This window comes from Pokkaliibacter sp. CJK22405 (genome assembly GCF_046614695.1).
Lineage (GTDB): Bacteria > Pseudomonadota > Gammaproteobacteria > Pseudomonadales > Balneatricaceae > Pokkaliibacter.
Genome location: NZ_JBKKHQ010000028.1, coordinates 73,539 through 91,541, shown reverse-complemented (window position 1 = coordinate 91,541; position 18,003 = coordinate 73,539). Strand labels below are relative to the sequence as shown.

11 protein-coding genes and 1 other RNA gene are annotated in these 18,003 nt (G+C 53.1%); 7 read left to right on the top strand and 5 right to left on the bottom strand.

Going from position 1 to position 18,003, the window contains the following annotated elements; genetic code table 11:
• Nucleotide 1: 1 nt before the first annotated feature.
• From ACKC9G_RS18035 to ACKC9G_RS18015, 5 genes are all read right to left on the bottom strand, one after another.
• Nucleotides 2-5,308 carry a DEAD/DEAH box helicase gene (locus ACKC9G_RS18035; RefSeq protein ID WP_411408011.1) on the bottom strand — a complete coding sequence of 1,769 codons (5,307 nt, stop codon included), beginning with the start codon at nt 5,306-5,308 and terminating at the stop codon, nt 2-4.
• A complete protein-coding gene (locus ACKC9G_RS18030; protein WP_411408009.1) occupies nt 5,308-6,216 on the bottom strand; it encodes a WYL domain-containing protein in 909 nt (302 codons plus the stop codon). Before ACKC9G_RS18030 ends, ACKC9G_RS18035 begins: the two co-directional genes overlap by 1 nt.
• Nucleotides 6,217-6,671: 455 nt before the next feature.
• Nucleotides 6,672-7,028: a transfer-messenger RNA gene (gene ssrA, locus ACKC9G_RS18025) on the bottom strand.
• A gap of 114 nt (nt 7,029-7,142) precedes the next feature.
• Entirely contained in the window at nt 7,143-7,763 is a 621-nt protein-coding gene (locus ACKC9G_RS18020) for a LysE family translocator (RefSeq protein WP_411408007.1), read from the bottom strand.
• A gap of 61 nt (nt 7,764-7,824) precedes the next feature.
• Nucleotides 7,825-8,772 carry a LysR family transcriptional regulator gene (locus ACKC9G_RS18015; protein ID WP_411408005.1) on the bottom strand — a complete coding sequence of 316 codons (948 nt, stop codon included), beginning with the start codon at nt 8,770-8,772 and terminating at the stop codon, nt 7,825-7,827.
• Between the two features lie 205 nt (nt 8,773-8,977).
• Here ACKC9G_RS18015 and chvE point away from each other — a divergent pair, with 205 nt between their 5' ends.
• The 7 genes from chvE (at nt 8,978) to ACKC9G_RS17980 (ending at nt 18,002) form a co-directional block, all read left to right on the top strand.
• Nucleotides 8,978-10,036, top strand: a complete 1,059-nt coding sequence (chvE, locus tag ACKC9G_RS18010; RefSeq protein ID WP_411408003.1) for a multiple monosaccharide ABC transporter substrate-binding protein — start codon at nt 8,978-8,980, stop codon at nt 10,034-10,036.
• A 63-nt stretch (nt 10,037-10,099) separates the two neighbouring features.
• Nucleotides 10,100-11,623 (top strand): multiple monosaccharide ABC transporter ATP-binding protein, encoded by a 1,524-nt coding sequence (gene mmsA / locus ACKC9G_RS18005; RefSeq protein WP_411408029.1) that lies wholly within the window; start codon nt 10,100-10,102, stop codon nt 11,621-11,623.
• Nucleotides 11,624-11,639: 16 nt separating this feature from the next.
• Nucleotides 11,640-12,854, top strand: coding sequence for a multiple monosaccharide ABC transporter permease (mmsB, locus tag ACKC9G_RS18000; protein ID WP_411408001.1), 1,215 nt, complete (start codon nt 11,640-11,642; stop codon nt 12,852-12,854).
• A gap of 10 nt (nt 12,855-12,864) precedes the next feature.
• A complete protein-coding gene (gene araD1 / locus ACKC9G_RS17995) occupies nt 12,865-13,839 on the top strand; it encodes an AraD1 family protein (RefSeq protein WP_411407999.1) in 975 nt (324 codons plus the stop codon).
• Nucleotides 13,836-14,621, top strand: coding sequence for an SDR family NAD(P)-dependent oxidoreductase (locus ACKC9G_RS17990; protein ID WP_411407997.1), 786 nt, complete (start codon nt 13,836-13,838; stop codon nt 14,619-14,621). Before araD1 ends, ACKC9G_RS17990 begins: the two co-directional genes overlap by 4 nt.
• Nucleotides 14,618-16,363 carry an L-arabinonate dehydratase gene (gene araD, locus ACKC9G_RS17985; protein ID WP_411407995.1) on the top strand — a complete coding sequence of 582 codons (1,746 nt, stop codon included), beginning with the start codon at nt 14,618-14,620 and terminating at the stop codon, nt 16,361-16,363. The genes ACKC9G_RS17990 and araD overlap by 4 nt, the downstream gene beginning before the upstream one ends.
• A gap of 133 nt (nt 16,364-16,496) precedes the next feature.
• The gene (locus tag ACKC9G_RS17980; protein ID WP_411407993.1) at nt 16,497-18,002 is read left to right on the top strand and encodes an aldehyde dehydrogenase (NADP(+)); all 1,506 of its coding nucleotides are present in this window, start codon (nt 16,497-16,499) and stop codon (nt 18,000-18,002) included.
• Nucleotide 18,003: the final 1 nt, after the last annotated feature.

Sequence of the window (18,003 nt, the reverse complement as noted above, 5' to 3'; positions counted from 1 at the left end):
CTTAAATTTCCTTACGGCCTTCTGGGTTAAACAGCTTACTGTGTTCGTTAAACAAGCTTTCCCACTGCGCGCTGTTCGATGCGTTCAGGCATGTCCAGCCTTTGTCTGTTAATTGCTGAATAGTTTCGTCGTTTGGCCAGTCGGTAAAAATCAAGGTGCGTGCAGATTTATATTGCGCAACGGCTTTGGCAACGCCACCTGCGACGGTCACCATTGTGGCGTCAGGCTTGTTAAAGCCATTCTTTTCGATGGTGCTGAGAAACTCAGCTGCAGAGCCCGTCGTTTTATGGGAATCAAGCATGGAGTTGCTTGCTGCATCACTGCCAATTTGTGAACTTTGGCGCACATTGGCATTCGCGAGTGTAACCAGCAATTCAAGCGCGTCTCGATCTCTTCGGTTGATGTTTTCGTGATCTGGCTGGTTGAAATAGGACAACAGGCATTGGTAACAACCTGCTTCACATAGGGCATTACCTAGCTCATCTTTTTTCTCAAGCGCTGGCAGTTGGCTTATATCCCAATTGTCATCTGGTTTTTGGAAATGCATGATTTCCAGCGCTTTACTTGCCACCATTGCCAAACTTTCTGGCTCGGAAGCTAAGCGCGTTAAAACGCCAGCTCCACCTTCGGCGGCCTCGTAAAATAGCAGTGATTTTCGATCATCTAGCTTAGGTAATGGTTCAGCGACTAACTCGGACTCTTCAATTTGAAATGTCATTTCAATGCCGCGTTTCAGGGCTGCCTGAACCGTTGCCATTGTTTCGATTGAAAGCAATCGAGTTGGTTGAAGAATCAGCAGGTTTCGGTGGTCTTCAACAAAAGGGACAATTCGCTGATTGGCAACCTTGTCCATGGCACTTTCATCGTTGCTATTGTCGTCTTCACTGTTGGGGTCATCCTGTTTGCTCCAGGTGCCGGTAATTGGGTTGATGTAAAAGCCCAACTGGTTTTTATCTTTTCTTCTTCTCCAGCCACGGTTGATCCTCCAGATTCGAGCAGCGGGCGCGTAGGTTATTTCAGCCAAAGGCTCTTCGTTTGACTCAACTATGGCTTTGTGCTGTTGAATTTTTCCGTCCGGACCGGGTAAGAACCGATAAGTGGTCTGTAATTCAAAGCCTTGGCGCTGCCGATCTTCATCATTGATAGAGATGCGTTCAACGGGCAGTGTTTCGACTGTCTCAATCCGGTACAGTTCTTTTACCCAATCCGCCTCTGTTAATAAGGCATCACAATTTTCACAGCGTTCAACCAGTGGTTCTTCACCGCCTGGCTGACCTAAATGCCCATATCCACATTGGCTGCATACACGTGACGTGATTGTAGCGAGTGAACTATTACCTGAGATGTGGTCGCTATTTCCGACATTCAATTTGGCTCGAACCACTCGATACATACGACCTTGGTGGTAAATAAGGCTGCGAGGGCCAAATTCAGAGAGCGCTAGGAATCTTGGGCGGCTGACCATGCTGCCTTCATCATCCTTACCTGCACCTTGACCGCCACGTGCGGGAATCCATGCCATCAGCGGTAAGCGAGGGAAGTTATAACCTGGCAAGAACCCTTGGCTTGCCAAATATCGATACGTATAGAAGTCAGAATTCTGTGTATTCCCTGTTTTCAACAAAATGCCATATTGATTCGCCGCATCACCCCAACGACGTTTTGCATTTGTTCTTTCCATATCTGTGGCTGTATGGCTTTTGGCTACTGCTTCAGCCATATCCATTTGTTTGCGCGTAGCGTCAAATAGGGCTCGCCAACGATCCAGTGCCTGTGAAAAATTTGATGGCGCCTGATTGATGACTGAATCAATGTAATCCTGAGTAAACCAATGACTATTGCTAAGTTCGCTCTCCAGTTGCCTGATAACACCCTTTGCGGCCTCTCGAGCTTTGGCAATAACATTAGGGTCTGCCAACTTTTGCATTAGCGCGGGTTGTAACGGTTTGGCTTCGTCCTCTAAATTGACCATTGGGGCGATACTGCTATCAAGCTCGATTTCTGCGGCGGCCAACCAAACAGCGTGTAAATGGCTTTCAATGAGTTCACGATTTCCTAAATCTAAGGTTGGCGCTTTTACCACACCATGAACCATTTCATTAGCGTTATGAAAGAACCACTGATCGTGTGGGCTCAGTGATGCACAGTAGGTTATGACTAATGCCTGCTGACCTGATCGGCCAGCGCGTCCGCTTCGCTGCGCGTAATTTGCAGGCGTCGGCGGAACATTGCGCAAATAGACTGTGTTGAGTGCTGAAATATCGACCCCCAATTCCATGGTTGGGGAGCAGAACATGACCGGCAAACGCTCGAGTGGCGTCTCGTGGCCGGGCTCTTCAAGCCATTCCTTTTGATCTTTTTCAGTGTAACGAAATCGTTGCTCTAACAACTGGCGTCTTGCTGCATCAACCTGCGCCGTGTGCTCTTGTGCCTCAAAGAAAAATAAAGGGTGATTAGGTTGCTTTAAAAGTTCTGCCAAATTTAGATAAAGCTGCCGGAAATACTGGTTAGTGGTGCTTTCTTCTTGAGCGACAGAATCTGTTAACCGCCATTCCATCGCCGACGCGTTTAAGCGATAGCCGGCCAAACCTTTTTCAACGCTGTGCTTCTGTACATAACCATAAAGAGTTCCTAGCTCAAGCAAGGCTGCAACGAGTTCAACCCATTCGCCATCTTTCCAAGTACTCACTTGCCCAGCGAATGACGATGATTTCCAGAATTCTGCGGTCTTGATGATTTTAATTACACGAGATCTTTCTGCAGCTGAAACCAAATCCGTTCTGGGTTTGCCTTTATACTCTGGTCGTTTTGTCAAAATAAGAAATTTTGAGGTTTCTAATTTTTCATCGGGCGCAAATGCCCAGCGTTCATTAAGATAGGTGAATGCGCTATTTCTTGCTTTGTCTTGCTCTACTGAATCGAGGTAGCGAGTTTCGAGGCAAAGTGATCGACGCATTTCGTCAAACAGAACTTTGCATAGGTTGGCTCGATTAAAAGCGTTAAGTTTTTCCAGTACCGAATTTTTAGAATTTTTGAAAAGCTCTTCTTCTGCACAAAAGTCTTCTAGTCCCCGATAACCTATTTGCAGGAGTGACAACTGATCGAGGTTCGGGTTGTTAAATCGCCAGCCGCGTCGTAAATCACGTATTAGGCGGTAGCCAATAATATAGCGCAGAGTTCTTTGGGCCTCTTGTCTCGCAAGTCCCATAAGCTTTGGCGTTTTAAGGTACTCAGCAAGTGTGCCTTCATCGACCTTATCAAAGCCAAGGGATTTGAAAACTTCTTCGGATAGCTTTTCCTCATCCAGTGATAGATTATTAGATTTCAGCGCACCTATGAGACCTGCCCGCAGAGTCAAGAGGAAAATAAAGTCATTGAAGTGGCCAGCTTGTAAGGCAGCGTCTTGCCTATTGTCTGTAAATCCCAATAGCTTTCTTGGATCTGGTGTGCCTTCTGGCAGCTCTTCCATTGAAAAAAGTTGTTGCAGTGCTGAAAGTGCAAGTACCGTTGTTGCAGATGATCGACCCTCACCAGATAGACTTGCAAGACGATTTATATCCTTCCCATGCGCTTCATGAACCTGTGAGCAATTCAAACAAAAACGAAACTTACCTGGAATATACCAATATCTATGACCTCGCCCTTCTATGCCCTGGGCGTCAATAGTAAACTCTTCTGGTCGGGCCTTTTTATAGGTAGGCTTGAGTTTTGGTTCTGATTTGCTGAAATCAATCCAAGCTTCAGGAAGATCCTCTAATCCGCCTTTATAGGCCAGAGTTAACTTTTTAGGACACAAAAATCCAAAATTCAATTCCTCGTTATCTGCTGTGGTAATCTCCCCAATATCTCGTGGATCAAATCTGATTTGGCCGTGAGTTGTTTTCCAAACAGGGTGGTATTCCTGGCCACAGTCTCGACAAAAGTGTGTAGGATACAATTGAACTGCCTGCTCCTGCCGACCCGGTGCAAAACGTTGTGCATCTAAGGTGATAGTTCTAGTGCCCTCAGGCTCAAGGGTTGCCAGCACTTTTCCAGGACCGCTGATGAACTGATGAAGCTTGAAAGCAAAAGGTGGCCGACCTTGGGGTGTTCTGATGTCGTGAGCAGCAACCAAAAATTTTTGCAGTGCTATCGTTGCTTGCTCTTGAGACATTCCCGCATCAGTAGCGAGTCTTTCAGATGCGGATTTAAGCGTTTGAGGTTTGGCGCGCTTAGGCGGCTCATCATCAGGTATTTCAATACCTAAATTGAGTTCAACCCAAATTGCCAGCGGAGAGTCCTTGAATTCATCAAACCCGCTCCAAGTAAAAAAATCCCTTTCAACCTCTTGCCTTAAAAGAGGCTTAATGGATGCTACATCTTTTGATTGGGTGGTTACTCGCTCGAGTGTTTCTCCGATAACATCATGTTCCGAGATTTTCGTGCCGAACAATTTACTGGAGACATCGGCAACAACTCGGTTTCTATCCGCTTGTTTGCCTGTGCTAGACATTGTTGCAGACGTACCAATACAAGTCATTGAATTGGCTGTGAGTCGCTCTCTAAGCCTACGAACCAAGACAGCGACATCTGCACCTTGCCTGCCACGGTAGGTGTGCAATTCGTCAAGAATCAAAAACTCTAGACCGCCACAGTTTTCGACTACTCTTCGATCAACGTCCTCATAACGCGTCAGAATTAACTCAAGCATCATGAAGTTTGTTAACAAAATATCTGGAGGGTTGTTTGCAATCTCTTCTCTGCGAGCCGAATTTTCTTGACCGGTATATCGAGCCACCGTAAAAGGCCGCTCGCTCGCTGGGAAATCGACAAGGAATTTCTCAAGCTCCTCTAGCTGGCTATTAGCTAAAGCATTCATCGGGTATATGACTATTGCCCGAGTTCTTGGTTTAGAATCCTTTTCCTTACCCTTAAGAATTGCATCAATGACTGGGATAAAAAATGACAAAGATTTCCCAGAACCGGTACCAGTTGTCACCACAAAGCTTTGCTTTTCCTGTCCTTTCGCAAGAGCTTCTATTTGGTGCTTGTAGAGAAAAAGGGGATCTGATTTCCCTTCGGTCTTCCCTGTTCTAAAAATATCTGCGCATAGAGGGTGTAGTACACCGCTATTAGCTAGGTCCTGAACAGTTCCTTTTCGCTGATAATTAGGATTAATTTGAATCAGTGGCTGCGGCCAATAACGACCGTCGATGTATTCTTTTTCAACTAGATTTTTTATATCTATAGCACCAATTGATACGAAGCTCCTGGAAAACGAACTGTATTCATCAATCAATTCATCTCTAAATTTGAATACGTTTTCCATTATTTACTTCCTCGTGATTTTTCATAACCTGGTGCTAGGCTTGCACTTGAAACACCGTATAGTGTTTCTGGATTTTCAAGCCACAGATGAGTTTCAGCTGAATTAATTTCGTGTCCCGTAGAGCAATCGACATTCCATTTTCGCAATAAATACCCAGCCGCTGCAGCTCTGATTTGAATTTCTAATTTTCCTTCCGTCATGCAGTATTCAAATGCGATTGTCTCGGGATGTTTAAGGCTTGGATGCGGAACAATGTGCAGATCAACGATTCTGTTCCATTGGTTGTCAGCCGATTTGGTTTGTTGCTCGGGGATTTCTCCCGCTATGAGTCTGGGGAACTCAATGCGGTTTACTACGAAGTCGGCAAAACGACTCCGAGCCCTGTCGTAGACGCGAACATGCCAGCGCAATCCATTATCGACCAAAGCAAAGGGCACTATCTCTCGTTCACTAATACCACTGGATAAAGATCGATATTGAACCTTCAAAACCTGCCTGTTATGGATTGCACGCGTAATACAAGCCAGCGTAGCGATGTTCGGGAAGTTAAGCTGCGTAGGTGCTTCACACGTAACGATAGGCTTTTGGCTACCAACAAAGTCATCTGCAAAGCCATGCAACAAGGCTGCGAGCGTCTGGCTGCCGGTGTATTCAAAAAGCGGGGTAAAGCCTTCTCGCTGGATGTAAGTTTTTGCTTTGGTGTCGTATTCGATGTTCTTCGGAGCGAGCTCTTTGTAGAGTGAGAGGTCGCGAGAGGCGGCTGCTTCCTTGATACCAAAACGTGATACCAGATCAGTGCGGTTTACCGAGCCCAAGAAGTAGAGTTTGAAATCTATGTGGAATAGACGTTCCCGCTGAGACTGGTTAACTGCCGCCAACTGTTCTTCGATGTCTGGTGCGTTGGGCATTCGATTCCCTGTTATCTATGGGCTAAAACATTCATATTCTCAAACTGCTGAGCCGGCTACTGGATTGCCAAAGGTGCTGCAAACCCATCAGAGCTGCGTACAACTATTTAGTAGTGTGTATTTGTAATTGATGTGTATGTGTGTGTCAATTTGATGACCACTATCTTTTTTATTTTTGTTATTGCTTTTTTCCTTCACCTATCCAATTCGTCAATCAAACTCATCTCCTGAGTCCGGTAATAATCTAATGATTTGAAGGGGGCCTCAGTTCATGGACTTTGGCCTGGCGGGTTGGGGAGAGGCACAGAGAGTATTCGGACATTCAGAAAAGAACTGCCGGCAGAAGTCCGTAATTACATCGGTGGTGAAGTCCGTAAACCCTTACCATACAGGGCATGTCACGCAAAATGCAGACAATAAAAAAAGCCCGGACACTGTCCGGGCTTTTTTGTATATGGTGGAGCTGGGGGGAATCGAACCCCCGTCCAACATCCTTCTGAACCAAGGTCTACCATCCATAGCCTTATCTATTTTTTAACTGAGCAGGCTCCGATAGGCAGGATACTGATCAGCTGTCCCGATTGGTTTTAGTGCTTGGTCTACGGGCGAAGACTTCCACACGATCCTATGTGAGATGACTCTCCGAACCCTATCCCATAGGCAGACGTAGGTGGAGAGTCTAGCCTTAAGCGGCTAGAGCGTAGTTTTCGTCGTTTGCGACTATATTTTGGTACGGTTGATTTACGTGATCGCGCACCGCTCACGGGAGGCACTTGGAGCATCCGCGACATTGTCGAATCCAGAACAGCCCCTAAGTAGTGGTGAAGTCTAACGTATCTGACCGGGCAGGTCTACGGATTGCCCGGCAGGTTTGTCGCTAAGTGCTTGAAAAACTTATCAGAGTATTACTTCCGCCGTCGTTTTCCCTATGCCAGCGCTGTCAGAAATACCTTGCCTGCGAGGGCGATAAGTAGCACTCCGCTCATGCGATCAATCCATTTGGCCTGACGTCGAAGCGCCTGAAGCACGGGTGGATAGGCCAGAAGTAAGGTGACCAGCGTATACCAGCCGCCATCGATCACCAGTGGTGTGGCAATCAGTGCTACTTGCGTGGAGGCTGAGTTTTCAGCGCTGACAAACTGGCTGAACAGGGCAATGAAAAAAAGTGCCAGCTTGGGGTTCAGTAAGGCGATAAGCAGGCCATCACGAATAGCATCGCGTAGCGCCATTTTCTGGCCAGCCTGAAGCGTGCTGACAACGCCGCCTTTGGATTGCAGTGCCTTGATTCCCAGCCAGGCAAGATAGCCTCCACCGGCAATGGCAATAATTTCCATCGCCACGGGGGACTGTTTGAGCAGAAGTGCCAGTCCGATCACACTGAGAGCTGCATAACAGGCCACACCGCAGGCATGAGCCCAGGCGATGGCGATTCCCTGACGTTTTCCGCCCGCCAACGCATGTCGTGCAACCATCGCCAGGCTTGGGCCGGGTGAGAGGGCGCCGAGTAAGCAAACCAGCGCCAACGCGCCCCATTCGGTGAGGTTCATAGATTCTTCCTGTTATTTTAATGTGCCCAGCGCTGGTGCGGCGATGAGTAAGGATGAGTGCCTAGTTTTTGCTGGCTGGCGCCTGATTCAGCTCATTGGCGACCAGTATCCGCAGGCGATTCGCAATCGGGGAGAGTTGTCGGCCCTTCACCATAATCAGGTTGTAAGGGCTCATCACAATGGACTCCTCCAGCGGTAACACCGCGAGTCTGGCCCCGACTTTATCACTCATCAATAGCTCCGGCACTTCGCTGGCCAGTGCGGCAATGGCGTTGGAGTGGACAAGAATCGCGATCATCGCCAGCAAGGACGTGGTGTTGGTGATGTTGGTCGGCAGGGGAGCGGCCTGTTTGAGAAAAACGGACTCGACGGCTTCGCGGATCGGTGCGCGGTGGGACTGCATTACCCACTCATAGCGGGAAAGATCATGCACTGAGACTTTCTCGGCGCCCGCCAAAGGGTGGTCTGCCCGCACCACCAGACGAACCTGCTCGGTTCGCGCCGGAGTGATTTCAAAATCCCGCGGGTCGACAGAACGGGGCAAGCGCGCCAGTACAAAGTCATTTTTTCCGGCAGCGAGATCGTGAACCAGCACGTCGCTGGCTTCAACGTTAACGTGCACTTCCGCCTTGGGTGACATGGCTTTGAGTACACGAATCGCCGGAATCACAAAGCCTACTGCTGCGCCTGTCACCGCGCCGACGGTGGTATAGCCGCCGTTACCCTGTTTCAGCTCTTCAACATCCTGAGACAAGTCGCGCAGTTCGACTAAAAGATTATGGGCCCGCTGGCTGATGGCGCGGCCAATCAGGGTGGCTTCCATTCCGCGCGCGGTTCGCTCGAACAGCTTGGCGCTCAAATTCTTTTCGATCTCATTGAGCATGCGTGACGCAGCTGGCTGAGTCATGGCCAGGGCTTCTGCGGCAAGGCCGAGCTGGCCGTGTTCGGCAATAGCGGCGATCAACCGTAACTGACTGATTTTCAGGTGCCGGGATAAACCAATATCCATGAATCACTCCACCGTTCGCTTATTGTTTTTATTGAGGTATAGCAGATTTGGTATGTCATTCTACAAAAAATGAATTTGAATGGTATGTGATGCTCTCCTAAGGTGAATCTGAGCCAGCAAACTGGCCCATTAGACTCATACGATAAAAATAATGCGGACGTAGGAAGTGCCTCCGGCCTTACCCAAACCGCTTTGGGAGATACTAATGAAACACCTCAAGACGCTGATGGCGGCCCTGACTCTGGGCGCTGCTATGGTTTCCACTGCCGTTTCTGCCGCCGAAGGCTATGTCGGTATTGCCATGCCCACCAAGTCATCCGCACGCTGGATCGCGGACGGTGACAACATGGTCAAGCAATTCCAGAAAGCTGGCTTCAAGACGGATCTTCAATACGCAGAAGACGATATCCCCAACCAGCTGGCTCAGATTGAGAACATGATGGTGAAAGGGGTGGATGTACTGGTGATTGCCGCCATCGATGGCTCAACCCTGACCAACGTGCTGGAGAATGCTCACGCCGCAGGGATCAAGGTTATCGCTTATGATCGTCTGATTCGTGACACGCCTTACGTCGACTATTACGCCACCTTTGATAACTACAAGGTAGGTGTGCTGCAGGCCAACTCGCTGGTGAAGGGGATGGAAGCTCGTGGCAAAGGCCCCTATAACGTTGAGTTGTTCGGCGGCTCGCCCGATGACAACAACGCCTACTTCTTCTACAACGGCGCGATGTCTGTGCTGCAGCCAATGATCGACAGCGGCAAGGTGAAGGTTCTGTCCGGCCAGATGGGCATGGATAAAGTCGGCACCCTGCGTTGGGACGGTGCGGTTGCCCAGGCGCGTATGGATAACCTGCTCTCCGCCAACTACACCAACCAGCGTGTAGATGGTGTTCTCTCTCCCTACGATGGTCTCTCCATCGGTATTCTTTCCTCTCTTAAAGGTGTGGGTTACGGTTCCGGCGACATGCCTATGCCGATTGTGACAGGCCAGGATGCGGAAGTGCCTTCCATTAAATCCATCCTTGCCGGTGAGCAATACTCCACGGTCTTTAAAGACACCCGTAAGTTGGCCAGTGTGACGGTGAATATGGTGGAAGCCGTGCTGAAAGGCACCGAGCCTGAAATCAACGACACCAAAACCTACAACAACGGCAAGAAAGTCGTTCCTTCCTACCTGTTGGAGCCCACCACTGTCGATGCGGATAACTGGAAATCCGTACTGGTCGATAGCGGCTACTACCAGGAAAGCCAGATCAAGTAAGTCTCCCTGTTTCACCGGCTCGCCGTCGATGCAGGCGGCGAGCCCATGATCGGATCTGCTTCTATGGACGACATCATTCTGGAAATGCGCTCCATCACCAAGGAATTTCCCGGGGTGAAGGCGCTCGACAAGGTCAGCCTGCAAGTTCGCAAAGGTGAAGTTCACGCCCTCTGCGGTGAGAACGGCGCAGGCAAATCGACCCTGATGAAAGTGTTAAGCGGCGTTTACGGCTTCGGCAGTTATAGCGGCGGCATTTTTTATGAAGGGCGCGAAATGCAATTTCGTGGCATCGCCGACAGTGAGGATGAAGGCATCATCATCATCCATCAGGAGCTTGCTCTGGTGCCGCATTTGTCTATCGCCGAGAACCTCTTTCTTGGCAACGAAATCGCCGAGCACGGCATTATCGATTGGCCTGCGGTCTACACCCGGACCCGCGAGCTATTGGATAAGGTCGGGCTAAAGGAAAACCCTGCGACTCCGGTCGGCAAGCTGGGGGTGGGTAAGCAGCAGTTGGTGGAAATCGCCAAGGCGTTATCCAAGCGCGTCAAACTGCTGATTCTCGATGAGCCCACAGCAGCCTTACAGGAAAACGACAGCCAGAAGCTACTGGATCTGCTGATCGAGTTTCGTGAGCAGGGCATCACCTCCATTCTTATCTCGCACAAACTCAATGAAATCAGCCGTGTCGCAGACGCTATCACCGTGCTGCGTGATGGGACTTCAGTGGCGACTATGGATTGCCGCCAATCCGGTGTGAGTGAGGATGAAATCATCCGTGGCATGGTCGGGCGCGATATGGCGCACCGTTACCCTGAACGCACCCCCAATATCGGTAATGTGCTGATGGCGGTCAGCGACTGGAATGTCTGGCATCCCGAGAAGAGCGACCGCCAGATGATCCACAACGTGAACTTTGAAGTGCGGGCCGGGGAAGTGGTCGGTATTGCCGGGTTGATGGGCGCCGGTCGTACCGAGCTGGCCATGAGTATCTTCGGCAAAAGCTATGGCCAGAAAATCTCCGGAGAGGTGCAGCTGCATGGCAGCAAGGTGGATGTCTCCTCTGTACAGAAAGCGGTGGATGCCGGTATTGCCTACGTTACCGAAGACCGCAAGGAGCTGGGGCTGATTCTGGATGAAGACATTCTCCACAACGCCACTCTCGCAAACCTCAAAGGGGTGTCGCAAAACGGCGTGATTGACGATAACCGTGAGCGTCACATTGCCGAGGAATACCGCAAGACCCTGCGCATCCGTACCCCCAGCGTGTTCCAGCGCGTGTCGAATTTATCCGGCGGAAACCAGCAAAAGGTGGTGGTGAGCAAATGGCTGTTCGCCGAGCCCGAAGTGCTGATTCTGGATGAGCCGACCCGTGGTATCGATGTCGGGGCCAAATTCGAGATCTACAGCATCATCAACCAGCTCGCCAGCGAAGGAAAAGGCGTGGTGATGATCTCCTCTGAAATGCCGGAACTGCTCGGCATGTGTGACCGCATTTATGTGATGAATGAAGGGGCCTTTGTCGGTGAACTCGGCCGCGCTGACGCCAGTCAAGAGCGCATCATGGCGATGATCGTCAATGCCTGAAGGAGAGAAACGTAACATGGCTACAACAAAAACAACTTCCGCCGTGGACGATAGCCCCGTGTCTTCCGGGCAATCCGTTCTGGGATATCTCAAGGGTCACATGCGTGACTACGGCATGCTGATGGCGCTGGTCGTCATTATGCTGCTGTTTCAGGTGCTGACAGACGGCACCCTGATGCGGCCCATCAACCTGACCAACCTGTTCCTGCAGAACAGCTACATCATCATTATGGCGCTGGGCATGCTGCTGGTGATTGTTGCCGGGCATATCGACCTTTCCGTCGGCAGTGTGGTCGGCTTTATCGGTGCATTGGCGGCAGTGATGGCGGTCAACTGGCATCTGCCAACTTGGCTGGTCGTGCCTGCCTGTCTGGTGATGGGCGGAATCATTGGCGCCGCGCAGGGCTACTGGATTGCTTACTGGAAGATCCCGTCTTTTATCGTGACCCTGGCAGGCATGCTGGTATTTCGTGGTCTGACCCTGGCCTTTCTGGCCGGTCAGTCCGTAGGGCCTTTCCCCGAATCCTTTCAGGCCATGAGCACCGGTTTTATTCCCGATGTGTTTGGTGTGGGTCGTCCCAACATGACCGCGCTGGCCCTCGGTGCGCTGAGTGCCTTTGCCATTATTTATCTCGCGGCCCGCAGCCGCATACGTGCGCTCAAGTTCGGTATTGAGGATGAGCCTTTTGCCTTCTTTATCGGCAAAAACCTGCTGATCGGCGTGGCGCTGATTTACGTGACCTACCTGCTCTCGACCTACCGCGGCCTGCCCAATGTGCTGATCACCATGGCGGTCCTGACCTGTGCTTATACCTTCCTGACCAATCGCACCACGCTGGGTCGCCGGGTTTACGCCCTCGGTGGCAATGAAAAAGCGGCCAAGCTCTCCGGGATTAACACCGAGCGTCTGACTTTCTTCACCTTCGTCAATATGGGCATGCTGGCGGCGCTGGCGGGTCTTATCTTCGCAGCGCGCCTGAATACCGCGACGCCTAAAGCGGGTCTGGCGTTTGAGCTGGACGTTATTGCGGCGGTGTTTATCGGCGGTGCGTCCATGTCCGGTGGTGTTGGCAAGATTATCGGCGCGGTCATCGGCGCGCTGATCATGGGCGTGATGAACAACGGCATGTCGATTCTCGGTATTGGTATCGAATGGCAGCAGGTGATTAAAGGCCTGGTGCTGCTCGCCGCCGTCATCTTCGATGTCTACAACAAGAACAAAGCACGCTAAGGAGCACGCCATGTTTGTTTCGCAATTGATCGGTGGTGGCGTGATCTTCCGTGATGAGCGGGCTGCCCGAATCGTCGAACAGGTCGAAACGACCTTTGACCTGGCCCAGCGCGCCATCGCTGAAGGCAACACCCTGATGGCGCAAATCGACAAGCTCGGTTTAGGCCGTGAGGTGGATCTGGAAGCGCTGGCGAAAGAAGGGCGGCTGGACTGTCCGATTCGCCACCCGGAACCGGCACGGCTCTGGCTGACCGGCACCGGGCTTACCCATCTGGGATCGGCCGCAACACGGGATGCCATGCATGCCAAACCCAGTGATGAAGCCAGCCTTAGCGATTCGATGAAAATGTTCCGTATGGGATTGGAAGGCGGCAAACCTGCAGCAGGGGAAACCGGCGTGCAGCCTGAGTGGTTCTATAAAGGTAATGGCGCAACGCTGGTGGCGCCTGGCCAGCCGCTTCATTCTCCGGGTTTTGCGCTGGACAGCGGTGAAGAGCCGGAAATGGCCGGTATTTACCTGATCGGCACCAACGGCACGCCGTATCGACTGGGCTTTGCCCTGGCCAATGAGTTTTCTGATCACGTGACCGAGCGCATCAACTATCTGTATCTGGCCCATTCCAAACTGCGTCCGGCCTCGGTCGGACCAGAGATGCGTATCGGTGATTTGCCTGCGGATATTCAGGGCACATCGCGCATTCTGCGTGAGGGCAAGGTGCTGTGGGAAAAGCCCTTCGTCACTGGCGAGGCGAACATGTCGCACACACTTCGTAACCTTGAGTATCACCACTTTAAGTACCGGCTCTTCTGTCAGCCGGGGGATGTCCATATTCACATGTTCGGCACAGCGACCCTGTCATTTGCTGACGGTATCAAGGCCGAAGCAGGGGATGTGTTCGAGATTTCAGCGCCAGCATTCGGTACAGCGCTGCGTAACCCACTGACAGCGGAAGCACTGCACGCTGTGGAGGTAATTTCCTTATGAGCCTACCTACCCCCAAGGAGAACCAGGCTGCTTACTATCCCGATCTGCAAGGGAAAGCGGTATTTATTTCCGGCGGCGCCACAGGCATTGGACAGGCATTGGTGACGGCATTTGCCCGCCAGGGCGCTCGCACGGCTTTTGTTGACCTCAACCGTTCTGCCGGAGAAACGCTGGAAAAAGCGCTCCGTGAAGAAGGTTGCGATGTGGTGTTTCGCGCCTGCGATATCACCGAAACCAAAGGCTATCAGAGCACCATTCGCCAGCTGGCCGAAGTCTGTGGCCCGTTTCAGGTACTGATCAATAACGCCGCCAATGATGTGCGCCACTCCCTGGATGACCTGAGCGTCGATCGCTTTGATGAGCTGATCTCCGTCAACCTGCGCCACAGCATGTTTGCAGCGCAGGCGGTCGCGCCGATGATGCGCAAGGCCGGTGGCGGCAGCATCATCAACTTTGGCTCCATGGGCTGGATGATTGCCTCGCCGGGCTATCCGGTTTATGCCACTTCCAAAGCGGCGGTTCACGGCATGACCCGTGGGCTGGCGCGGGATCTGGGGCAGGACGGTATCCGTGTAAATACGCTGGTGCCGGGTTGGGTCATGACCGAGAAGCAGAAAGAGCTATGGGTCGATGATGCCGCCAGGGAGCAGATCAGGAAAAGCCAATGCCTGCCCGGTGAACTGCTGCCGGAGAATATTGCGCAGATGGCGCTGTTTCTGGCCTCTGATGCTTCCACCATGTGTACGGCACAAAACTTCATCGTTGACGGAGGCTGGGTATGAGCAAGTTCACACCGGCTGAATGGCCACGCCCGCTGCGATCCACCCATTGGTTTGGTGGCACATCACGCGACCATATCTACCACCGCAGCTGGATGAAGAATCAGGGCTTGCCAGCGGATTTGTTCGATGGCCGTCCGGTCATCGGTATCTGCAATACCTGGTCGCAGCTGACGCCATGCAATGCTCATCTTCGTGATCTGGCCGAGCGGGTCAAACACGGGATTTATGAAGCGGGCGGTTTGCCGCTGGAATTCCCGGTATTTTCACCGGGGGAAAGCTCATTGCGCCCCACGGCGATGATGTACCGCAATATGTGTGCGATGGATGTCGAGGAAGCCCTGCGCGCCAATCCGCTGGATGGCGTCGTGCTGCTGGCGGGTTGTGATAAGACCACGCCGGCCTTGCTGATGGGCGCGGCCAGTACGAATATTCCGGCGATTCTGGTCTCCGGCGGGCCGATGCTGAACGGCTGGTTCCGTGGCGAGCGTGTTGGCTCCGGTACCGCGCTTTGGCAAATGTCCGAGGAAATCAAAGCCGGTCACATGACGCAGGAGGAGTTTCTCGAAGCAGAGTCCGCCATGTCGCGCTCTCCGGGTTCCTGTAACACCATGGGCACCGCCAGTTCCATGGCATCCATGTCAGAAGCACTGGGCATGGCGCTTTCCGGGAATGCGGCCATTCCCGCCGTGGATAGCCGTCGCCGGGTGATGGCGCATTTGTCGGGGCGGCGTATCGTGCAGATGGTAAAAGATGACCTGAAGCCCTCGGACATTCTGACCCGCGAAGCCTTCGAGAATGCGATCCGCGTTAACGGTGCCATTGGCGGTTCCACCAATGCGGTTATTCACCTGCTGGCGATAGCAGGCCGTGCCGGTGTTGATCTGACACTGGATGACTGGGATCGCCTGGGGCAGGACATCCCGACCATCGTCAACCTGATGCCGTCCGGCAAATACCTGATGGAAGAATTCTTCTACGCCGGTGGCTTGCCGGTGGTGATCAAGCAACTGGCCGAAGGCGGCAAACTGCATAACGATGCCATTACCGTGTCTGGCCAGAGCCTCTGGGAAGAGGTGAAAAACGTCCGCAACTGGAACGATGATGTGATTCGTCCGGTGAAAAATGCCCTGACGCAGAAGGGCGGTATCGCTGTGCTGCGTGGCAATCTTGCGCCCAAGGGCGCGGTGCTCAAGCCCTCGGCGGCATCGCCTCATCTGCTGCAGCATCGCGGGCGGGCGGTGGTGTTCGAGGATATCGATGACTATAAAGCCAAGATCAATGACGAAAGTCTGGATATCGATGAAAACTGCGTAATGGTGCTGAAGAACTGCGGGCCGAAGGGTTACCCCGGTATGGCCGAGGTCGGCAACATGGGCTTGCCGCCGAAGGTACTGCGTAAAGGCATTACCGACATGGTACGCATTTCCGATGCGCGCATGTCCGGCACCGCTTATGGCACCGTGGTGTTGCATACCTCACCGGAAGCCGCCGCGGGCGGGCCGCTGGCGGTGGTCAAAAACGGCGACATGATCGAGCTCGATGTGCCCAATCGCAAGATACACCTCGATATTCCTGAGGAAGAGTTGCGGGCCCGCCTGGCGGACTGGAAACCCTCGGTTCAGGCGCCGACCAGTGGTTATATCAAGCTGTTCCACGAGCATGTCGAAGGGCCGGAAACCGGCGCCGACTTTGACTTCCTCAAAGGCTGCCGTGGCGCACCCATTCCTAAAGACAGTCATTAATCTGCACAGGCTCCCGGTGACAGGCCGGGAGCCCATCCTTCGGGGCCCCTCGGGCCTCGCCAGAATTTCTGCCAGCACTCTCTGCCTTGCTGCTATGTCACAAGGTCAGGTTGGCAACGAACAGGAGGACTCCATGCTGACAGGGCATCACTTCATTGCCGGACAACGGGTAAAAGGATCACCGGGTGTGACAGGCTTCGATGAAGAAGGTCGTGAGCTGGTATTTGCCGAAGGCTCCCACGCAGAAGTCGATCAGGCCGCGCAGGCCGCTGAAGCGGCATTTATGGTGTACGGCCAGAGTAGCCGTGCCGAGCGCGCGGCGTTCCTGCGTAAGATCGCGGAAGAAATAGAAGCCCGTGCGGAGCGCATTACCCTGCTGGCGACCCGTGAAAGTCATCTGCCGGAAGCGCGTATTCAGGGCGAGCGTGGTCGTACCATCGGGCAGCTGCGTCTCTTTGCTGACCATATTGAGCAGGGTGATTATCTTGATATCCGCCGTGATGCCGCCATGCCTGAGCGCAAGCCGTTACCGCGTCCTGACCTGAAAATGGTGCAGCGTCCGCTGGGGCCGGTGGCCGTCTTTGGCGCATCCAACTTTCCTCTGGCCTTTTCGGTCGCCGGTGGCGACACAGCATCCGCGCTGGCGGCCGGTTGCCCCGTGCTGGTGAAGGGGCATCCTGCGCACCCGGCAACGTCGGAAGTGATGGCCGAAGCCATTGACGCTGCGCGTCAGGCCTGCGGACTGCCCGCCGGTGTGTTCTCCATGCTGCAAGGCGGAGGTATCGAGGTCGGTCAGGCGCTGGTACAGCATCCGCTGATTCAGGCGGTGGGTTTTACCGGTAGCCTGAAAGCCGGTCGGGCACTGTTTGATCTTTGTGCCGCGCGGCCAACGCCCATTCCGTTTTTCGGCGAACTGGGTTCCATCAATCCGGTGTTCTTCCTGAATCACCGGCTGGCCGGTGATCCTGCAGCGATGGCGGCAGCGTGGTGTGCCTCGCTGACCATGGGCGCCGGGCAGTTCTGTACGAACCCCGGCATCGTGGTCATGCACAAAGGGCAAGCCAGTGCGGCTTTTGCCGCAACCGCGCAGGAAGTCTTATCTCAAGGCGCCAGTCAGACCATGCTCACCGAGGGTATTGCCCGCGCGTACGATCATCTGGCGAAAGAGGCCACGGCGCAGGCGGGGGTGGAGTCATTGGTCAGCCAGCAAGCGGCGGCGGGTCAGGCTCTGCCCATGCTGACCCGAGTGGCAGCCAGCACCTTCCTTGCCAACACCGTGCTTGCGGAAGAGGTGTTTGGGCCCTTCGGTATGATCGTTGAAGTTGAGGATGATGAGGAAATGCTGGCCGTGGCGCGCTCACTGCAGGGCCAGCTGACCTGTACGTTGCAGATGGAAAAAGAGGACCAGCCGCTGGCGAAGCAACTCTTGCCCTGGCTTGAGCGCAAGGCCGGGCGCGTGATGGTGAATGGCTATCCGACCGGCGTTGAGGTGTGCAGTGCGATGGTGCATGGCGGGCCGTATCCGGCCTCCACCAACTTTGGGGCAACCTCGGTCGGCACGATGGCGATTCGCCGTTTTGTGCGTCCGGTCTGCTATCAGGACATGCCTGCGGAGCTCTTGCCCGCCGATCTTCGCTAGG